The sequence below is a fragment of the Streptomyces sp. TOM-9 genome (assembly GCF_056858595.1).
Genome location: NZ_JBXEQB010000001.1, coordinates 1,482,228 through 1,502,007, shown reverse-complemented (window position 1 = coordinate 1,502,007; position 19,780 = coordinate 1,482,228). Strand labels below are relative to the sequence as shown.

Here is a 19,780-nt window from a genome sequence, read left to right as displayed (position 1 = left end):
AGCTGAGCACCTCCTAGGTCACCTCCTACTGAGGATTAATGCGTGATGTCGCTTGGGTCTGTGGTGAGGCCGGTGCCGGTGAGGCAGCCGGTGATGATGGTGGGCCGGTACTGGATCTGGCGTAGGCCCCGGCGGACTGCGGTGACCAGGTGCGTGTAGTCGGTGAAGGCGATGTTGGCCAGGCTGGTGCGCCGCAGGCTGGACCAGATCCCCTCCACGGGGTTGAGGTCGGGTGCATAGGCTGGCAACTGGAATACCGTGAGCCAGTCCCGGGCCGTGGTCCAGGCGCGCATCGCGCGGCTGAGGTGCAGGCCGACGTTGTCCCAGACCAGCACGATCGGTCCGCCGAGTTGGGTGTGGGCGGCGGTGAGTAGGTCTCGTAAGTCTTTCCAGGAGAAGCCCTTGCGGCCGTCGGCCCGCCGGTCACCGGTGTGCCGGAAGACCAACCGCGGCCGCTGACCGGGCTTGTAGCAGCACAGAGCGGCCACGGACAGGTGACGTCTGCTGCCGCCGTTGACCCGGATCACCGGGGTGAGGCCTGTGCGGGACCAGGTGCGGGCGGTGTGCGGCGTCATCGAGAACCCGGCCTCGTCGGCGAAGACGGTCCAGGCGCCGAGCGCCGCCGCGGTGGTTCCACGGCCGGCCAGGTCTCCTTCACCCACGTCGCGACCGCCTCATCGTCGCGCTGCACGGCCCTGCGAGCCGGGACCTGGGGCGACCAGCCGTGCCGGTGCAGCAACAGACACACCCCGGGCACGGTGTAGCTCTTGTGGAACATCCGCCCGATCAGCGTCCGGATCCGTGCGAGCGTCCAGCGCTCGTCAGACCAGCCGTGCGCTACCGCCCCCAAAGCCAGCGCCGCCTCCAGCTTCACGAACAACTCGTCACTGAGCTTGGGCAACGACGCCGGCCCCTTCGAGACCAGACCGGCATCACCCCGCTCGACCCACTCCCGCCGCCAGCGCTGTACCGAGCGCACATGCACCCGCAGCACCCTCGCCACCTCGGCGTTGTCGCTACCAGCCGCGAACATCTCACCCGCGTCCAGACGGATCCGCTCGCGAAATGCCCTCCGCTCGGCAGTCAGCCCGCCACCCTGCGCGTACCTCATGACCGTGGTGTACCGCGACGATCACGACCTGTCAGCACCCCACGACATCACGCATTACAAGTCAGTAGGTGCGCCGGATGACCAGCACGGCCACGTCGTCGAGGTGGTCTACGGCGACCACGGCGTCGAGGATGAGATCTGCCGTCGCCTCGACATCGAGCCGGTCGTGCAGGGCGCGTCCGGCCAGCGTTCCCGCTCGCTCCAGTCCGGCTTCCAGCGTCAGGCCCGGCCCTTCGACCAGGCCGTCGGTGACCATGACCAGTGCGGTGCCTTCTTCCAAAGTGAAGGTCTCCTCGGGGTAGTCGACATCGGGCAGGACTCCCAGGACGGGTCCTCCGGGAAGAGTGCGGATGCAGTGGCTCCCGTCGTCGCGTGCGTGGAGCAGCGGAACATGGCCTGCGCTGGTGCCGATGACCTGACCGTCACGCGGATCTACGTGCAGCATGGTGCAGCTGGCGAAGCGTGGTGCGTCCATCGCGGTGAGCAACTCGTTGGTGCGTGTCAGCACCGTTCCCGGCTCGGGCTCGTGGGCGGCGATCGCACGCATCGACGAGCGCACCTGGCCCATGAAAACCGCGGCATCGACGTCGTGCCCCTGGGCGTCGCCGATCTCGAGTGCGACCGCACCGTCGGGCAGGAAGAACGCGTCGTACCAGTCTCCGCCGATATCGAGCCCGTCCCGGCTGGGCTGATAGCGGACGGCGACCTCCAGGCCCGGGAGGTGCTCGGGCAGCGTGGGGAGCATGCTCTGCTGGACCGCCGTGGACAGCTCGACGTGGGCCTGCTGCAACCTGATGCGCCTCAAGGCCTGGCCCGCCAGATCGGCCAGAGTGGTCATGAAGGCGAGCTTCTCCAGGGAAGGAGGGCGCTTGCTGTCGTACGTCACTGCCCAGGCCCCGAGGGGTCGGTCGCCCGGTGGGCTGAGGGGGGTGATCGACATGGCGACATCGGGGCCAGGCGGTGCCTGAGCCGCACGTGAATCACTCAGCCAACACCGCGCGAGCTCCTCCTGGCTGGCGATGAATTGCGGCTGACCGGTACGGATCGCACAGGGCAACGGCCTGTCCTCATCCAGCGACAGACCGAGCAGGGCATCGGTCTGCCATGTGGGGATCCCGGCGTCCGAGGAGACCTGCAGGCGCCCGTCGTCGACGAGCGCGAAGAGTGCGCCGAAGCCGCCGTAAGCCGCGGCGAGCCGAGTCAGGACCACCTGCTGCAACTCCTGCTCGGTGGCGGCAGTGAACAGGGCGGAGGAGAACGCGGCGATCTCATCGGCGCGCTGCCGCTCAGCGCTCACCGCAGCCAGCATGTCCTTTCGGTGCGCCTCCATCGTGGACTCGTCGCGGATCACCCCGAAGACCCGTTCGGGGCCGCCGTATCCCAGAGTGATCCGGCGGGCTTGGCTGGCCAGCATGCGCCAGCCGTCGTGTTCGGTGTGGAACCGCGACCTGATCCACGGGGACTGGGCTACGGACGAGCGCACAAGCCGCTGCACGTCCTTTCGGTCCTCAGGGTGCACTCGCCGGATCACCATGGGCAGGGACATCGACGCCTGCGGGAAGAGCGTTGCCAGGCCGGGCTCGCCACCCAGCCACTCGATCTGGTGCTCATCGGGTGAACACATGTAAAGGCCAAGGCCGGCGGCCTTGGCTGCGAGGTCAAACGGGATCAGCAGGGCGCCCAGGTCATGTCGCGCGTCCAACGAGTGCACCCACACGAGCCGCTTGCCATCTGCGGGGTCTGTTACCGGCCGGGCTTCGACCAGGCAGACCACAGACGCTTCGCCCGTCCCGGGGAATTCCAGCACCCGCATCGCGAGCCGCTTCGTCGTCGCCCCGTGCGCCAGCAGGCTCCTGGCCGAGATCCGCTGATCTTCGGACAGCAGGTCACTGAAGCCGCGACCTACGCACTGTTCCTCCGGCCTGCCAAGCGCTGAGGCCATTGCGGCATTGAGACGGCGGATGACACCGTCCAGGGCCAAAAGAGCCGACGGTGTGGCCCTCTGGAGGAGTTCGTCCGAGGCGTCCATCTGCCGCTCCCTGACCATTATCGAGTGATATCACCCCGATAGACGTAACAATCCTATCTGCCGCCGCAGAGCAGGTCGCGTCCGGCGGGAGCCGGGCGCGAAGCTGAGCGGCGGCCCAGCCGACAGCTGGTTTACCCGTGAGGAGATTGCCGCCGCCGCGGCGGAATTCGTGAACGGTCTCTGGGGGCGTCGTCGAGAGCGGCATGACCGCGGTCTGCGTACCCGCGATGGCCGGCGAGTCGGTGGAGCGGCCTCTGCGTGCCATCGATGGGGCATCCGGTGTCGTTCCGTGCGGGATCCGGAGGGGTGACCCCTCCTCGGGTGCAGCCGTCCTTCGCGGGTCACGGCGTGCGCCGACGGGATGCCGACTCGTGCTCAGGCTGGACTGTTTCGTCCACTTCACTTAGGCTGAAACGCGCTGCGCCGGAGCTCGGGTGGGCGGCCCTTGCAGCAACTCGTCCAGAGGCTGGACCTCTTCACGGCACCCGCCGATCGACTTCTGGCAACTTTCCCATTATGGGGCTTTCACGATGGACCGGAGGGCTGAGATGTCTGACGTTCTTTTTTCAGACGCGGAATCGTCTGTGGTGGTGAGTGACAACGAGAAGGAGTATCGCTACGAGATCTCCGTGGCGGGTGAGACGGCCGGTCACATGGGCTATCGATCGATCGGCAATCGACGCGTATTGATGCACACCGTCATCTATCACGCATTCCGCGGGCAAGGTCTCTCCAACGTCCTCATCAAGAACACCCTGGACTTCTTGCGTATCCACGGAAACACCATTTCAAATTATTGCCCAGTCGTCGACAGGTTCATACGCAAGAATCCCGAATACGTCAGCCTGGTCGACGCGAAACATTCGGGCACCTGGGTCTCGCCTCCATCGAGCTGACCAGTCGGCCGGCCGCCAACTGCCCGCCTGCCTGGCGAAGCATCGAGTCGAGGATCCGGATCAGTCCACGACGTAGGAGCGTACGTAGCTCAACGCCATCTGCATGGAGACGCGCATCGGCTCGACGTCCTGTGCGGTCTGAGCCAGCAAATAGCCACCCTGCAAGGCGGCCATGACGGCGGTGGCGAGCTGCTCCGGGTCCGCTTCTTGACGGAGCGAGCCGTTCTCCTGCATGCGCTTCAAGCCTGCCGAGATGAGCTGCTGCCAGTCGGCGAACGTCTCGGCGAGCTTGCTCCTCGACGTCGGGTCCTGCGCCGCCCGCGCGCTGACGAGCGAGCCCAACGCGCACCCGTAGGCACCGTTCTGCAAAGAGTTGAGATGGATGACCTTGTCGCTCCATCGCTCCAGCGCGCGAATGGAATTCATCCGCTCCAGCATTTGGCGATCACGGTTCAGGACTTGACCGGCCCGCAGTTCGATGACGCTGTGGACAAGCTGGTCCTTGTCCGCGAAGTGGCGATACAGCTGAGATTTGCTCGTCCCACTCGTCGCTCGTACGTCGTCGAGTGAGACCGCGTTGACGCCCCTCACGTAGAAAAGGTCGGCAGCGGCCTGAATAATGCGGTCACGGGTGACAGCCCCACGCGAGGTCAGGCGCCGCTCCTGCCTTGGAGCATCTTCTACGGACATGTGCCCGATATTACTACGCGCGATCACCGGGTTGCCGGGAGAGTCCGAGGGCCGTGCCGACCCGCGCTCGGGCGTATCGGTCGGCTGCTCCCTGCCCACTGGGGGCTCCAGCGCATGAGGTGCGGCCTTCGCAGGCGCGCGCGACTTGCCTGTCATCATGGACCACCTCTGCCTCTCACCGGGTACGAACCGTGGCAACGCTCGAATGGGGGTCCAACTTCCCTCACGGATGACTTCCGGGCAGCAGTCCGCGCCGGCACGCACGGGTCCCCGTGAGCAGGGTGAGGACTCCGACGTTGGCGACATTCGCGGGCGCCCACTACATGGACTACATGGTCCTCTCGTTTGCGTTATAACGGAAGAGGACGGCGGGCCGACGATTATCGGTGGCGTTCTGAGCGGAGCAACGACTCCTGTAGCGATCGTCGACAGGCTCCGCAGTCCAACTGGCAGCTGATGCTCCGCTCCAAACGGTAACCAGTTCTGTTCCGTAATCAACGCTGGCGGAGCAGGGGCGAAGTCGGCTCGACATGGAAGGCCGGCACAAGCCCACCAGCGGCATTCTCCGGTCGGCGGTCAGCCGAAACGCACCACCACTCCCGCAGCCACCACCTGGAAAAGGAGCATCACTGATGCGCGCAGCACTCATGTACGGCGCCGGCGACGTCCGCGTCGAGAACGTGCCCGATTCCGTCATCAAGAACCCGACCGACGCCCTGGTGCGGATCACCGCATCCTGTGTCTGTGGCACGGACCTGTGGCCGTACGCCTCGCTGAAGCCCGAGGACGGTCCCGCACGGATGGGCCACGAGTTCATCGGCGTCGTTGAAGACACCGGCCCGGAGGTGACCACCATCGCGCCCGGCGACCTGGTCGTTTCCCCCTGGAGCATCTCGGACAACACGTGCGAGTTCTGCCGTGAGGGCCTGCACAGCTCCTGTGTCCACCCGCAGGCGAACTTCTGGGACGGCGAGGCGGAAGAGGGCGCTCAGGCCGAAGCCATCCGCGTGCCTCTGGCCGACGGCACTCTCGTCAAGCTTCCCGTCCCCGCGGACTCGGCGCTCGTCCCCTCCCTGCTGACGCTCTCCGACGTGCTCTGCACCGGCTACCACGCTGCCGTGTCAGGCGGGGTCAACGAGCGCACCCGCGTCACGGTGATCGGCGACGGGGCCGTCGGCCTGATGGCGGTCCTGTCCTGCAAACGGCTGGGTGCCGAACAGATCGTCCTCATGGGCCGCCATCAGGCGCGCACCGACCTCGGCCGCGAGTTCGGCGCGACCGATGTCGTCTCCGCCCGCGGCGAGGAAGGCACCGAAACCGTCCGCGAGCTCACTGGCGGGTACGGTCCGCACGCGGTCCTGGAGGCCGTCGGCACCAGGCCCGCCTACGATCAAGCCCTCGCCATCATCCGGCCGGGCGGAGTCATCAGCCGGGTTGGCGCCCCTCAGTACGAGGAAGCACCCATTGGCATCGGCAGCCTCTTCCGTCACAACATCCGCCTGGCCGGCGGCCCCTCACCGGCCCGCGCCTACATCGAAGGACTTCTGCCCGACGTCCTGAGCGGCGCCATTGAGCCCGGGAAGGTCTTCGACGCCACCACCGACCTGGACGGCGTCCCGACCGGCTACCAGGACATGGCGGACCGCAGGAGCCTGAAGGTGCTCATCAGGCCCTGACCCCGGACACGCGTGGGGTGCGGCGCAGTCCCCACCCGGTGGCCAGCCGCCCGCTCGTCGGCGTCGGGAGAGTGGGCTGCCCGGCGTCCCTGAACGGGACCATCTCGACCAGTCATCGACTTGAGTATGCTGTTAGAGTCCAGATCGAACCAAAATTGTGGACCTTTTAGTTCACTTTGATTGTGTAGCTCGGCGTGCGTGGCATGCGGACGATGCGGGATGCAGGGAGTACCCGATGAAGGCGATTGTGGTGACCGATCAGGCCGCGGGAACGGCCGGAATGAGGCTCGCGGAGCGCCCCACGCCCGAGGCGGCGGGGAACGATGTGCTTGTTGAGGTTCATGCGTCCGGATTCACCCCAGGGGAGCTGACGTGGCCTTCGAACTGGACGGACCGCCTGGGCCGTGACCGCACGCCATCGATCCCCGGTCATGAGCTCGCCGGAGTGGTCAGTGCCCTCGGCTATGGCACGACGGGGCTGTCCGTGGGGCAGCGGGTCTTCGGCCTCACGGACTGGACCCGCGACGGCACGCTGGCGGAGTATGCGGCCGTCGAAGCACGTAACCTCGCACCGCTGCCCGGCGATGTCGACTTCACGGTGGGCGCGAGTCTGCCGATCTCGGGCCTGACGGCGTGGCAGGGCCTGTTCGAGCATGGGCGTCTTCAGCCGGGGCAGAGCGTCCTCGTGCACGGTGCGGCCGGCGGAGTCGGATCGATGGTGACGCAACTGGCGCGCGAGGCGGGTGCTCACGTCATCGGCACCGGACGTGCCGCCGATCGTCAGACGGCGCTCGACTTCGGCGCGACGGAGTTCGTCGACCTGGACAACGACACGCTGGAAGACGTCGGCGCAGTTGATCTGGTCTTCGACGTCATCGGTGGCGACATAGGGAAGCGATCCGCGAGCCTGATTCGAGCCGGAGGAACGCTGGTGACCATCGCCGGCCCGCCGGAGGCGCGACCTGCGGACGGCCTGGCCATCGACTTCGTTGTCGAGTCTGATCGCGTCCAGCTGCGTGAGGTGGTCCAGCGGGTGCGGGACGGACGGCTGCGTACGGTCATCGGCAACGTCGCGACCCTCGATGAGGCTGTCGCGGCCTTCAATCCGACCGAGCGGGTCAGGGGAAAGACCGTCATCCGCGTCCGCTGAAGGCTCATCAACCCCCCAAGGGGACGATCTAGTCCACTAGGTGATCGACAGGATTGCCCCGTCATCCAGACGGAGCCGGCACAGATACAGGAACAGCGATGGCCAAGGTGCTGTGGACTGACACGAGCGGCTCGATCCGAGTCCTCAAGGACGAAGACAACAGGTTCTACGAGGTTCAAGAGAACGGCAACTATGCAGGGCTGCTCGCCTACGAGCGCAAGGGCACTCAGTACAGCCTGACGCACACGTACGTCCAGGAGGGTTACCGCGGCCGCGGCCTGGGGACCGCGTTGATGCACGAGGCGCTGTCCGACCTGGTGAAGGAAGACGCGGCAGTCACCAACCGGTGCCCCGTCGTGGATCGCTTCATCGAGAAGCACCCCCGGTTCCGCGAGATCCTCGATCTCGGGTCGCAGGCCGTTGACGATGCCCACAACTGAGGCGCCCGCCCGCGGCGGAACGAGGTGCGGCGGCGCAGACGTGGCTGCCGCAGTCGTCGCCGGCTCCGGGCGAGCAGGCGGTGACCGCGGCGCGCGGTGGGCCGGGAGAGGCCGCCGGCAAGGCAGGAGATGGGGCCGGGTGCCGGTGGCATTGCTGGCCGGCGCCAACGGTATGCCCCGGACTGCGCCCTCACGCGTCGCCATCGATTCCAGATCTCTCAGAAGGGGCAGAGAATGGCGATCACCAGCGGAGCCATAGCACGGGTTCGCATGATCCAGGCCGCTGCAGACCTCTTTTACGTCAAGGGTGTCAACTCGGTGACCCTGGATGACGTGCGAGCGGTGAGCGGGACCAGCAAGTCCCAGTTCTACCGCCATTTTCCGGACAAGGACGAGCTGGTGCACAGTGTGATCGAGTTGCGGGCCCAGCAGATCCTCGATCGCGACCGACAGCACTTGGAACGGATGAGCTCCTTCCAGGCCCTGGAACGCTGGAACGAATCGATCATCCGCCTCAACTCTCTCCAGGACGGAGCCTACGGGTGCGCTCTGGGTGCACTCGTCGGATCCCGCGCGCCTCACGATCCCGCGGCCCGAAACCTGCTCGCTGAGAAGTTCGGCGAATGGCAAGAGTTGATCACGGCAGGCCTGTGCCGGATGCAGGAGAACGGCTCGCTCAAGGAGGAGGCCGATCCTGCAAAGCTCGCTGTGTCCGTGATGGCCGCATTGCAGGGAAGCTACTTGCTCGCCCAGATGACACGCGACGTCGAACCGATGCGCATCGCCATGGAAATGGCACTAGCCCACGTGAAGACGTACACCGTGGGCTGATAAGCGGTGCACGAGGCAGCGGGAGAGCTGTTCGGCCTGGACGTGCGGGCTTGCCGCCCACGCGCGCCACATCTCGTGACCAGTACGGACGGCACACGTGCCGTCCGGTCCTCCCCCCCCATTGAAGCGGTGCCGCGACAACCGGGGCGGCGCCCGCCGGGCAACCGCCCGGCAAACCGCAAAGGAGCAATGACATGAGCGTCAACGAAGAGCACTACGACATGGTCGTTTTCGGGGCCGGCAGCGCCGGGTACGCCGCCGCATTGCGCGGAGCCCAACTCGGGCTCAGCGTCGCCCTGGTCGAACGCCACAAGCTCGGGGGCACGTGCCTCCACAACGGCTGCATCCCGACCAAAGCCATGCTGCACGCGGCAGAACTGGCCGATCAGGCCCGCCAGGCTCGCGACATGGGGGTGCGCTCGTCTTTTCAAGGCATCGACATGGACGCCCTGCACGCATACAAGAACAGCGTCGTCACAAGCCTCTGCAATGGGCTCACCGGCCTCGTCGACGCACGCGGCATCACCTATGTCGAAGGGGAGGGCCGACTGTCATCAGCGACCTCCGTCGATGTCGGAGGCCGCCGGCTCACGGGTCGCCACGTCGTACTCGCTACCGGGTCCGTTCCAAGAACCCTGCCCGGACTGGAGATCGACGGACGGCGAGTGATCTCGTCGGACCACGCTCTCACCCTCGACTACGTCCCCAAGTCCGTGATCGTGCTCGGCGGGGGAGTGATCGGCGTCGAGTTCGCCTCCGCGTGGTCGTCGTTCGGAGCCCAGGTCGCCGTTGTCGAGGCCCTGCCACACCTTGTCCCGACGGAGGACGAGACCGTCTCCAGCCGGTTGGAGACGGAGTTCCTCAAGCGGGGTATCACCCTCCACCTCGGCGTCCCCTTCGTCGGCAGCGAGTACACACAGGACGGCATCCGCGTCCGTCTGGCGGACGGCAAGGCGCTGGAAGCCGACCTCCTGCTCGTGGCCGTCGGACGAGGCCCTGTTTCCCAGGGCCTGGGCTTCGAGGAGGCCGGCGTCGTAATGGACAAGGGGCACGTGATGGTCGACGAGTACATGCGTACCAGCGTCCCCACCATCTCCGCTATCGGAGACCTGGTCCCCACTCCGCAGCTTGCACACGTCGGCTTCGCCGAGGGCGTCCTCGTCGCCGAGCGAGTGGCCAAGAAGGCTGCTGTGCCGATCGACTACGACGGCGTCCCGCGTGTCACGTTCTCCCGCCCTGAGATCGCGTCGGTCGGCCTGACGGAAGCCAAGGCCAAGCAGGCGTACGGGGCCGAGAACGTCGACTTCGTCGTCTACGACCTCGCGGCCAACGCTCGTAGCCGCACGTTGAGAACGGAAGGGCACGTCAAGGTCGTCCGGAGGAAGGACGGGGCAGTCGTCGGTGTGCACATGATCGGCGACCGGATCAGTGAGCAGATCGGGGAAGCGCAGCTCATCTACAACTGGGAAGCGCGTCCTCAGGACGTTGCCGGCCTCGTCCACGCTTATCCGACACAGGGTGCGGCGCTCGGTGAGGCAGCTCTCGCGCTGACAGGCAAACCGCTGCACTCGCAATTCTGACCCTGCGGCGGCGACCACGAAGCGTGGCAGCCGAGCCCTACACGAGCATCCCTTCAGTCGTAGTGCCGGCACCGCACAGGCGCCCGGGCCGTCCGTAGGTCGCTGCCCGTCGACGGTCGCCTCTTCTACGAAGAGCTACACAGTCCATGCTCCTAGACGCTACTTCCAGGCTTGACGCCTCTGAGCTGCCCATTTCTGGGAAAGCGATCGGGAATCTCAAGGGGAAGAGGACTTGACAGTCCCGTTTTGTCCTTGAGAAGCTTGATGAGAGTTCGTCCCAACCAGTGGCCTTCGCTCGGAGCAGGAGCTTCCCGACCTACACACGAGGCCCGGGCTCCCAAGAGGCGGCGGCGCGCGAAAGCCGTCCACCGCTTCATCCGGATCGCGACGGCCGCATTCCATGGCGAACGCGAGGCATTCCCATGTGCGGTGGTCTCTCTCCCTGATGGCCGCGTTCGCCGCGTCGACCAGCACCTGATCGACAGTCCGCAACCGTGCGCGCCGGTGCCGTGCACACGGCACCGAGACGACAGCCCACCTGCAGCGAACGCCGCAACACGCACAGAAGGAACAAGAAAGTGAACGACACCAACACCAAGCAGACCGTCGAAGATCTGGCGATCCTCGATCAGCTCAACAGCGACTACGTCCACTCGGACCAGTTCAACGACGTCCAGCGCTTCAGCGAGCTGCTCGCCGAGGACTTCGTCGTGCAGACTCCGGGTGTCACGCGCAACCGTGCCGAGTTCCTCGAGTACATCGCCAACCCGCGGCCCTTCAAGGATCTTGCTGTGCACGATGTCAAGATCCGCATCCTCAGTGACGTTGCCCTGATCCACGGCCGCGCCACTTACACCATGCTCGCCGACGGAGCGGCCCAGGAAGCCCTGTACACGGACACGTACCAGAAGCGTGAGGCAGGCTGGGTCTGCGTGTCGGCCTGTGCGATCGCTCCGGGCACCTGAGCCGAACGCGCTGTCGATACTGCCGGGCGCTGGGCAACCCGTCACGAGACGGCAAGAGGCCGAAGACGCGGCCTCGCTCCAGTACCCACTCAAGTCGGCACAGGTCACGAGCACGACCAGCGGAATCGGCGCCGGTGTGGCCGCCAACGCCGTCGGCCACTCCGGCGCTGTCCGCATGCGAACAGTCCACGACCCCGTGATCCTCTCTCGCGCACCCGGCCGCAGTCGCAGGCCGGAGCGTCCACGACCGACATCGGGACCTGACTCACCGACTCATGGAAAGGCACTGCTCGATGCAGGACGTGGCACCAGTGATCAGCCTGACCCGCCGGGGCAGAACGCTCCGGCTGGCGTTCTCATCCGCGGTGGTCTCCCTGGTGGCCTCGTTTGCCGCGTCGGCCGCACCGATCCCCTTGTTCAACACCTACCGGGCCGAGGACGGGTTTACCAACGCCGGCATCTCACTGGCCGTCGTCAGCAATTCCGTCGGCACCATCGCCGGACTGTTGGTGCTGGGACGACTGTCCAGTCATCTGGGCCGACGGCCGACCGCGATCGCCAGTCTCGGCCTGCTCCTGCTGGGCTGTCTGCTGCTGCTGAACGTGCACGACATCGGGACCCTGCTGTCCGGTCGGCTACTGATGGGTGTCGGTACGGGGGTGGCCAGTAGCAGTCTCACCTCCTACATCGTCGATGCCGCACCCACCAGACCGGAATGGCTGGCCTCCGTCGCCTCCAGCCAGGGCCCCATGCTCGGCCTCACCCTGGGCGCCATCGCCTCCGGCGCCCTGGTCCAGTTCGGCCCCTGGCCACGCCACCTCATCTACCTGGTCTGTGCCGGTTTCCTCGTACTGTCTGCCGCACTCATCGTCATCAGCCCGGAAACCGCGAAGCCGACGCCGGGCGCCTGGCAATCACTGCTACCCCGGGTCCGCGTACCGGTCCGGGTCAGGCATCTGCTCCCTGTCGCCGCCGCGGTGTTCCTCGCGACCTGGGCGACCGGGGCTTTCTACCAGGCCTTCATGCCCGCACTGGTCGCCGATCAGTTCCACACCCACAGCCCGCTCATCCTCGGACTGCTGTTCGCCCTTTACATGGCCCCCAGCGTCCTCGGCGCTCCCATCGGCGGCCGGTTCACATCCGCGGCGGCCCAGCGGTTCGGGATGCTCGTCTTCCTGACCGGATGGATCGGCATCATTGCAGCGATCGCCATCGGAACACTGGCGTTGTTCATCGCCGCAACCATCATCGCCGGCACCGGTCAAGGCATCGCCATCAGCTCCGCCACCCGCGGTCTACTGCACGACAGCACCCTCGCCGACCGGGCACCGATCTTCAGCGCCGTCTACCTCCTCTGCTACAGCGGAGCCGCCTTCCCCAGCCTCGTCTCCGGCCAACTCTCGAACTCCTTCTCGCTACCGCACATCGCCCTCGGGTACGCCGTACTCGCCATCGTCGCCACCCTCTTCAGCGTCCTCGCTGCACGCGACCCGCACACCGACATGACCGGTAACGAACGGCCGGGCGGTGGGTGATCACGACCTCGCTGTCATCCCGACCTCACCCGACCGGAGCAGGTCGCCACCCGCGCTCGTAGACGCACCTCGATGACCGCACGGATCAGCGCAAGGAGCCAGAACCGGATCGGCGGCCCGCTTCATCTCGAGGCGACGCTCGCGGCGGTCGGCAGGGCCAAGGTGTCCCAGTCGTCGTACGCGACGTCCTGGTACCGGCGCTGCCGGTCTCGGAAAGGATCTCCACGCCGACCTGGGGCTGACCGGATGGATCCTCACCCCCTACCTGCTCGCCGGCGCGGTCCTCGCGCCGCTCTCCGGATCCTTCGGTGACCGCTTCGGCCACCGGCGCGTGCTGCCGGCGGTGTTCGCCGTCTACCTCGTGGCGACCTGCGTCGCAGCGTTCGCCTCCACCATCGGCGTGCTCATCGCCTGCCGAACCGTACAGGGAGTCAGCACAGCGGCGTTCCCCCTTGCGCTGGGCGGGCACCATCGATGCGGACCGGCACTCGCCATTTTCGTGCCGCTCCCCTCCGCTGACGACTGGGGCCCGGCGCGGGCAGTGCCGGCGCGGCGTGACCCGTGACGAATACCTTCGGCGCTTGCTGTCCGCACAGCCTCAACGGCCGGGTTGAATGCGGCCCACCGCACTGTGCCGGAAGGCCGTGCGGGGCGAGCGTACGCCCGCCCCGCATGGTCGGATGGCCGACGACAGGTCACTTTCGGTGCTCTGGTCTTCTCGTGCGCCCGCCGCCGGAGTCCGAGAACGGCCGGTCTGCCGGCGCTCCGGAACACCTCACCGGGCCTGTCGTCGACCCACCGGGAGCGGCGCCTACGGCATCATCGCGGCCGTGAAGGAGTTGGAGTCGAACTGGTTGATCGCGGACTGCGTGACGTCGTGGGACGTGGAGAAGATGCCCGCGTCCTGCTTCGCTGCCGCCGAGGCCAACGTAACGGGCTGACCGAGCGGGACGTAGTTGGCGCCGTCGTAGGAGTACGAGGCGCTGAACGAGGTCCCCGACCGGGTGAGCTTCACCCAGACGGGGCGGTAGATGTCGACGCCGGCGCGGGCGTCGGTGTCCAGGTATCCGTCGCCGTTGGCGTCCCACTCGAACACGACGCCGTTGCGGGCGGTGACCGCGACGACGGCGTACCCGGCCGAACTCCCCGCCTTGGTCATGTCGTTGCGGACCATGACCCCGGACTTGGCCCAGGCGTTGGCGTCGTTGACCGATACGACCCGGGTGGACACGCTCGAGTCGGCCGCGAACGAGTCGTCCCGGTAGATCGAGCCGAACTGGTCGTCGTGCTGCCCGCCGGCGCCCCACACGTCGGCGCCCGCTGCCGCGATCCCGAATCCACCGCCGCTCTGGCCGAAGTACGAGCTGACGGCCGAACTTCCGGAAGTGCGCAGGCCGGGTGCGACGGGTCCACCTGCCGGGCACCCGCTGAAGCCGAACTGGTTCGCGTTGAGCGAGGTCCGGTACTGCGGCGCGACACCCGCCTGGCAGATCACGTCCCGTGCGGCCGCGGGCCAGTTGGCGCCGGTGACCTTCACGTTGTTGATCAGCTGGTTGTTGTGCGCCGCGGCGTTCGGCGTCGAGGCCCCACCCGAGTTGTACCAGTTGTTCTGGATGACGTTGTCGCTGGTGTTGTTGCGGAGGCTGTACGCGTTGGTGAAGAGGAAGGAACCGCCCTGGACCACGTTGTTCTCGTAGGTCATCGAGCGGGAGCCCTCGTCGAGGTAGAGGCCGACGCCCGAGATGTTGAACAGGTAGTTCTTGGCGACGACGCTTCCCGGGCTCGCGGAGAGGTTGTAGACCGATCCGCCGTCGGCGAAGCGCGCCTTCGTGTTGTGCACGAGGTTGCCCTCGACGCGGTTGTCCTTCAGCGTCGTCGGCGTCGTGTACTGCGTGTTCCACTTGTAGTAGCCGCGGTCGACGTAGTCGTTCGAGCCCCCGGCGTCGTTGATGCCCCAGCCGTAGCCGGTGTCGATGCCGTCGTAGGGGACGTTGGAGACCTCGTTGTGCAGGATGCGGGCGCCTGTGACGTAGGTGCTGAGGATGCCGCTGTTGTCCTTGTAGTCGACCGCCACGCGATTGATCGTGTTGTCGGATATCAGGATGTCGTGGTTGGTCATCCTCGGGTCGCTGGGGTGGTGCGCGTCGGGCAGCACGCCGCCGACCGCGACGCCGTGGCCGCTGTTCTCCGTGAACCGGTTGCCGACCACGTCGATGTCGCCGGCGCCCAGCCCGACCCCGGTCACCGTGGCGTTGGCGTCGTTCCCGATGCCCAGCGCCGACTGGCCGAGGTTGGTGAACGTGTTGCCGGTGAACGAGATGCGGCTGGCGGCGGACACCTGCACGGCGGCGGGTTCCTGGTACCAGCTGGTGCGCGCTCGTTCGAACATCTCACAGCCGCGCGAGCAGTTGGTGAAGGCGTCGGCGGGGCGGTAGTCGTAGGCGCCCTTGATGAACAGGCCGTTCTGCTGGTCCGCGTACCCGTCGGTCGAGGGGCCGAGCCAGGAGGTTCCGGAGAACTGGATGCCCTTGAAGGCAAGTCCGGTCACCGGCTTGTCGTACGTCCCGCCGATGCTGATCAGCGACTCCAGGCGGGGCAGCTCGATGTCGAGCCGGTTGGGGTCGACCCCGTCCGCCGGCTTGTAGTAGAGCTTCCCGGCACTCGGGGATATGTACCACTGGCCGACCTGGGTCAGGAAGCTCAGCGAGTTGTCGAGGTACCAGCTCGGCCCGGCCAGGAACGAGTTCTGGACGGTGTCCCAGCCCCAGGTGTTGTTGTCCCACGCCGGTTGCGCCATCGTGATCTCGGTGGCACTGATGCTCTGGACCGGCGAGTAGCGGTTCGTGAAGTCGCCGAGGGACTCGAACTCGATGCGCCCCTGGTCGGGGAGCGTGGCGAGGTAGCTCAGGGCCGGGTTCTTGATGGTGAGACCGGTCGCGGTCGGAGTGACGTCGGCGTTGGCCAGGCGGATGGCGGCGCGAGGGGCGATCACGCCGTTCACGTAGAGCTGGCGGGTGTCGAGGCCATGCGGGGTGTCCGCCTCCCAGATGCCCGACCCCGCCTGGGACTTGGACCAGCCGGTGACCTTCGAGGCGCCCGTGATGACGGGGTGGGCGCCCGGGGCGGCGGTCCACTGGACGGTGTGGTCGCCACCGTCGTCGCCGGGTCCGAACCGGAGGGGCTCGGAGAGGCGGTAGGTGCCGTCGGCGAGCTGGACGGTCACGTCACCGTGCTTGGTGGCGGGGCCGACGACGTGCTGAGCCCGTTCGAGCGAGCACGGCTGCGCCTGGCTGCAGTGTCCGGCGTCCTTGCCGTCCGGGGCTGCGAAGTACTCCGCCCGGGGCGCGGCTTGCGCCTGGAGGGGGATGAGCGCTGACGCGATGACGGCGCAGGCGCCGAGCGCTGCAAGGGCGCCGGCCCTGCGCCTCCATCGTCTGCTCACCGAGCGTGTCGAGTCTGACGTCGATGTCATGTTCGATCGCTTCCTGTGATAGGGGCGTTGATGCCCGACACAGAGTTAGCATACGTATGATGTTTGCGACAAGATTCATGTGACGTATGACTTCGAGCCCCGGAGGGCTAGCTTGCCCGGACCGGATCCGGGGCGAGCCCTGTGACGTGCAGCTCCTCCCACAGCGCCTCCGGGATGTCCGCCCGGTACCGCGCGACATTGCTTCGCACGTGTTCCCCGGTGCGCATCCCTGTCACCACCGAGACGACCGCGGGATGGCGCAACGGGTATTGGACGGCGGCCGCGGGAAGCTCCACGTCGTGTCGCTCGCAGACGGCAGCGATGCGGGCGGCACGTTCGACGACGGCCGGCGGCGCTGCCGCGTAGTCGTAGGTCGCCGAACCGTCCACGGCCTTGGTGCTCAGCAGTCCGGAGTTGTAGACCGCCGCGGCGACGACGCCGACGCCGCGCGCGACGGCGACGGGCAACAGGTCGTCCAGTGCCGATTGGTCGAGAAGGGTGAACCGCCCGGCGACCATCACCACATCGACGTCGGTCCGCCTCACGAACTCGGCCAGCATCGCCGCCTGGTTCATTCCGGCGCCGATGGCACCGACGACGCCCTGGTCCCGTAGCCCGGCCAGGGCGGCGATCCCGCTCGACGATGCCGGCCCCCAGTGGTCGTCCGGATCGTGCAGATAGGCGATGTCGAGCCGGTCCGTCCCGAGCCGCGCCAGTGACTCCTCCACGGAGCGCAGGATCCCGTCGCGGCTGAAGTCCCAGACCCGCCTCTTCGCGGCCGGCACGACGAACCCGTCGTCATCGAGCAGGTGACGGGTGTCCGGACTGTCCACGAGCAGGCGCCCGACCTTCGAGGAGATGACCACACCTCGACGAGTGGCCGTATGGAGGGCGTCCCCCAGCCGGCGTTCGGACAGGCCGAGGCCGTAGTGCGGCGCGGTGTCGAAGTACCGGATCCCTTCCTCGGCCGCGGCTGCGACGGCGCGATGCGACGCGTCGTCGGTCGTCTCGGTGAACAGGTTGCCGAACTGGGCTGCGCCCAGGCCCAACTCCGTGAGCTGGTGCCCGGTTCGCAGTCCCCGGGTCGGGAGCCTCTGTTCCATGGATGCGTGGTCGCGCGTCGGCGGCTTGCTGGTCACGAGGCTGAATGTAGCAGCGACAACATACGTATGACGTTTCCCTGTTAGGCTGCGTAGGGCTGTGGGCCGGTGCGGCCCGCGACTTGACGAGGAGGAGCCGATCGGCATGTTGGCGGCACATTACGTAGGCGCACACATGATGACGGTCGAGGAACGGGAACCGGCTGAGCCGCGTGCGGGGGAGGTCCGGGTCGCCGTGGCGTACGTCGGAATCTGCGGCACGGACCTCCACGTGTTCCACGGGGACATGGACGGCCGGGTCAGCAGGCCGGCGACGATCGGACACGAGATGTCGGGCACGGTCGTCGCCCTCGGCGCCGGTGTGGAGGGCTGGTCGGTGGGTGACGCCGTGACCGTCATGCCGCTTGCCTGGGACGGCACTTGTGCGGCCTGCCGTGCGGGGAACGAGCACATCTGCCAGAACCTGGACTTCATCGGCATCGACAGCCCCGGAGCGCTGCAGGAGTACTGGAACGTACCGGCGTCGACACTCGTGCGGCTGCCCTCGGAGATCTCCTTGCGCGACGCCGCGCTGGTGGAGCCCGTCGCGGTGGCGGTTCACGACGTACGGCGTTCCGAACTTGCCGCGGGCGACAAGGCGGTCGTCATCGGTGCCGGCCCGATCGGCGTTCTGATCGCGACCGTCGCCGCGGCGTCCGGTGCCGAGGTCGTGGTCGCCGAGATCGACCCGACCCGGCGGGCCGCCGCCGAGGAGATGGGGCTGACGACGCTGGACCCCTCGTCGGTCGATCAGGTCGCGTGGGTGGAGGAGTGGACGGACGGCGCCGGAGCGGACGTCGTGTTCGAAGTCTCCGGCTCGGCCGCCGCCGTGCTCGCCGCCACCAGCCTGGCGAAGGTCCGTGGCACGCTCGTGGTGGTGGCCATCCACGCGCAACCGCGGCCGATCGACCTGCACCGCGTGTTCTGGCGGGAGCTGAGGTTGCTCGGGGCACGGGTCTACCAGCGCCACGACTTCGAGCGCGCCATCGAGCTCTTGGCCGAGGGCGCGATACCGGCCGAGAAACTCATCACGGGCATCGTGCCCCTGACTGAGGTCGAATCGGCGTTCGGTGTCCTCGAGGCCGGGCAGGCGATGAAGCTGCTCGTCGAGGTGAGCGCGTCATGAACCCGTTCGACCTGACCGGGCGCCTCGCTGTCGTGACGGGGGCCAAGCGTGGAATCGGGTTCGCCGTCGCCGAGGCCCTGGCCGCTGCCGGTGCCGACGTCGTCGGAGTCTCCGCCACCCTCGATCCCGAGTCCTCGGCGATCGGCGACCGCGTGCGCCGGCTCGGCCGTGAGTTCTCGGGACACCGCGTCGACTTCGCGGACCGGCGGCAGGTGACCCGGTTCGCGGAAGAACTCGCCGCAGGCGAGCGCCCGGTGGAGATCCTGGTCAACAACGCCGGGACCATCCGCCGCGCTCCCGCCGCCGAGCACCCCCTGGAATGGTTCGACGAGGTGCTCGAAGTCGATCTCACGAGCACGTTCGTGCTCAGCCAGGTTCTCGGGCGGCGGATGCTGGAGGCGCGGCACGGGCGCATCGTCTTCACCGCGTCCCTGCTCTCGTTCCAGGGCGGGATCAACGTGCCGGGCTATGCGGCGGCCAAGTCCGGCGTGGCGGGACTGATCCGGGCGCTCTCGAACGAGTGGGCCGGACAGGGTGTGACCGTCAACGGCATCGCCCCGGGCTACATCGCGACCGACAACACCCAAGCGCTTCAGGACGACCCTGACCGGTCCCGCGCGATCCTCGAGCGGATACCGGCGGGGCGGTGGGGAACCGCGGAGGACATCGCAGGCGCTGCCGTGTTCTTGGCGTCGGACGCTGCGCGCTACATCTCCGGGACGATCCTGCCGGTCGACGGTGGCTGGCTCGGCCGATGAGGCTTTCGCACGCCCGTTGTTGGTGACGACGCCCCTGCGAGAGGCGGTGCGGGCAGCCCGCTGGGCGGGCACGTGCTGGCCTCCGGGAGACGATGGGGCTGTTCCTCGCCGCCGACGTCGGCGGCGGCGCGGTCGCCGGTGTTCCCGCGGCGGAAAGTCGGCGGGTACCGCCCGCACTTGATGCCGTTGTCGACGAGGTGGCGGATCGCGTCGAGTATCGCCCGATGCCAGTACGCCTCCGGCTGCGTCCCCCGCATCGATGGGGACACGATCACACGTCGGCGCGGCCGAGTTGCCGACCGGAACAACCGTCGACGCTCACCCCTCAAGATGATGCACCTCAAGCTCGTGACAAACATCATACGTATGCCCTACAGTCCTG

At 67.3% G+C, this 19,780-nt stretch carries 16 protein-coding genes; 11 read left to right on the top strand and 5 right to left on the bottom strand.

Annotation, left to right across the window (positions count from 1 at the left end):
• Positions 1–35 precede the first annotated feature (35 nt).
• Both AC1VWI_RS07030 and AC1VWI_RS07025 read right to left on the bottom strand, forming a co-directional pair.
• A protein-coding gene (locus AC1VWI_RS07030; RefSeq protein WP_499510068.1) for an IS630 family transposase occupies positions 36–1,111 on the bottom strand; the annotation gives its coding sequence in 2 pieces (ribosomal slippage) (positions 36–662 and positions 665–1,111; 1,074 coding nt in all).
• A 61-nt stretch (positions 1,112–1,172) separates the two neighbouring features.
• Entirely contained in the window at positions 1,173–3,140 is a 1,968-nt protein-coding gene (locus tag AC1VWI_RS07025) for a SpoIIE family protein phosphatase (protein ID WP_499510067.1), read from the bottom strand.
• 590 nt (positions 3,141–3,730) lie between these two features.
• Here AC1VWI_RS07025 and AC1VWI_RS07020 point away from each other — a divergent pair.
• Complete coding sequence (locus AC1VWI_RS07020; RefSeq protein ID WP_499510066.1) at positions 3,731–4,036, top strand: GNAT family N-acetyltransferase; 306 nt, start codon at positions 3,731–3,733, stop codon at positions 4,034–4,036.
• A gap of 60 nt (positions 4,037–4,096) precedes the next feature.
• On the opposite strand, the gene AC1VWI_RS07015 is transcribed toward AC1VWI_RS07020, so the two are convergent.
• The gene (locus AC1VWI_RS07015; RefSeq protein ID WP_499510065.1) at positions 4,097–4,726 is read right to left on the bottom strand and encodes a TetR/AcrR family transcriptional regulator; all 630 of its coding nucleotides are present in this window, start codon (positions 4,724–4,726) and stop codon (positions 4,097–4,099) included.
• Between the two features lie 632 nt (positions 4,727–5,358).
• Here AC1VWI_RS07015 and AC1VWI_RS07010 point away from each other — a divergent pair.
• The 8 genes from AC1VWI_RS07010 to AC1VWI_RS06975 all read left to right on the top strand — a co-directional run bounded on the left by AC1VWI_RS07010 (position 5,359) and on the right by AC1VWI_RS06975 (position 13,468).
• The gene (locus AC1VWI_RS07010) at positions 5,359–6,402 is read left to right on the top strand and encodes a zinc-binding dehydrogenase (protein WP_499510064.1); all 1,044 of its coding nucleotides are present in this window, start codon (positions 5,359–5,361) and stop codon (positions 6,400–6,402) included.
• A gap of 235 nt (positions 6,403–6,637) precedes the next feature.
• Positions 6,638–7,552, top strand: coding sequence for an NADP-dependent oxidoreductase (locus AC1VWI_RS07005; protein ID WP_499510063.1), 915 nt, complete (start codon positions 6,638–6,640; stop codon positions 7,550–7,552).
• A 98-nt stretch (positions 7,553–7,650) separates the two neighbouring features.
• Positions 7,651–7,992 (top strand): GNAT family N-acetyltransferase, encoded by a 342-nt coding sequence (locus AC1VWI_RS07000; protein WP_499510062.1) that lies wholly within the window; start codon positions 7,651–7,653, stop codon positions 7,990–7,992.
• A 234-nt stretch (positions 7,993–8,226) separates the two neighbouring features.
• Entirely contained in the window at positions 8,227–8,823 is a 597-nt protein-coding gene (locus tag AC1VWI_RS06995; RefSeq protein ID WP_499510061.1) for a TetR/AcrR family transcriptional regulator, read from the top strand.
• A gap of 194 nt (positions 8,824–9,017) precedes the next feature.
• On the top strand, positions 9,018–10,403 hold the full coding sequence (lpdA, locus tag AC1VWI_RS06990; protein ID WP_499510060.1) for a dihydrolipoyl dehydrogenase: 1,386 nt from the start codon (positions 9,018–9,020) through the stop codon (positions 10,401–10,403).
• A 578-nt stretch (positions 10,404–10,981) separates the two neighbouring features.
• Complete coding sequence (locus tag AC1VWI_RS06985; protein WP_499510059.1) at positions 10,982–11,368, top strand: nuclear transport factor 2 family protein; 387 nt, start codon at positions 10,982–10,984, stop codon at positions 11,366–11,368.
• A gap of 311 nt (positions 11,369–11,679) precedes the next feature.
• Positions 11,680–12,903: an MFS transporter gene (locus tag AC1VWI_RS06980; protein ID WP_499510058.1), complete on the top strand. Its 1,224-nt coding sequence runs from the start codon at positions 11,680–11,682 to the stop codon at positions 12,901–12,903.
• A 124-nt stretch (positions 12,904–13,027) separates the two neighbouring features.
• Positions 13,028–13,468, top strand: coding sequence for an MFS transporter (locus tag AC1VWI_RS06975; RefSeq protein ID WP_499516737.1), 441 nt, complete (start codon positions 13,028–13,030; stop codon positions 13,466–13,468).
• Positions 13,469–13,714: 246 nt separating this feature from the next.
• Here the strand turns inward: AC1VWI_RS06975 and AC1VWI_RS06970 are convergent, their stop codons facing one another.
• Both AC1VWI_RS06970 and AC1VWI_RS06965 read right to left on the bottom strand, forming a co-directional pair.
• On the bottom strand, positions 13,715–16,375 hold the full coding sequence (locus AC1VWI_RS06970) for a right-handed parallel beta-helix repeat-containing protein (RefSeq protein WP_499510057.1): 2,661 nt from the start codon (positions 16,373–16,375) through the stop codon (positions 13,715–13,717).
• 107 nt (positions 16,376–16,482) lie between these two features.
• Complete coding sequence (locus AC1VWI_RS06965) at positions 16,483–17,478, bottom strand: aldo/keto reductase (RefSeq protein WP_499516736.1); 996 nt, start codon at positions 17,476–17,478, stop codon at positions 16,483–16,485.
• 142 nt (positions 17,479–17,620) lie between these two features.
• On the opposite strand from AC1VWI_RS06965, the gene AC1VWI_RS06960 reads away from it, so the two are divergent.
• Positions 17,621–18,640 (top strand): zinc-dependent alcohol dehydrogenase, encoded by a 1,020-nt coding sequence (locus AC1VWI_RS06960; protein WP_499510056.1) that lies wholly within the window; start codon positions 17,621–17,623, stop codon positions 18,638–18,640.
• The gene (locus AC1VWI_RS06955; RefSeq protein WP_499510055.1) at positions 18,637–19,398 is read left to right on the top strand and encodes an SDR family oxidoreductase; all 762 of its coding nucleotides are present in this window, start codon (positions 18,637–18,639) and stop codon (positions 19,396–19,398) included. The genes AC1VWI_RS06960 and AC1VWI_RS06955 overlap by 4 nt, the downstream gene beginning before the upstream one ends.
• Positions 19,399–19,780: the final 382 nt, after the last annotated feature.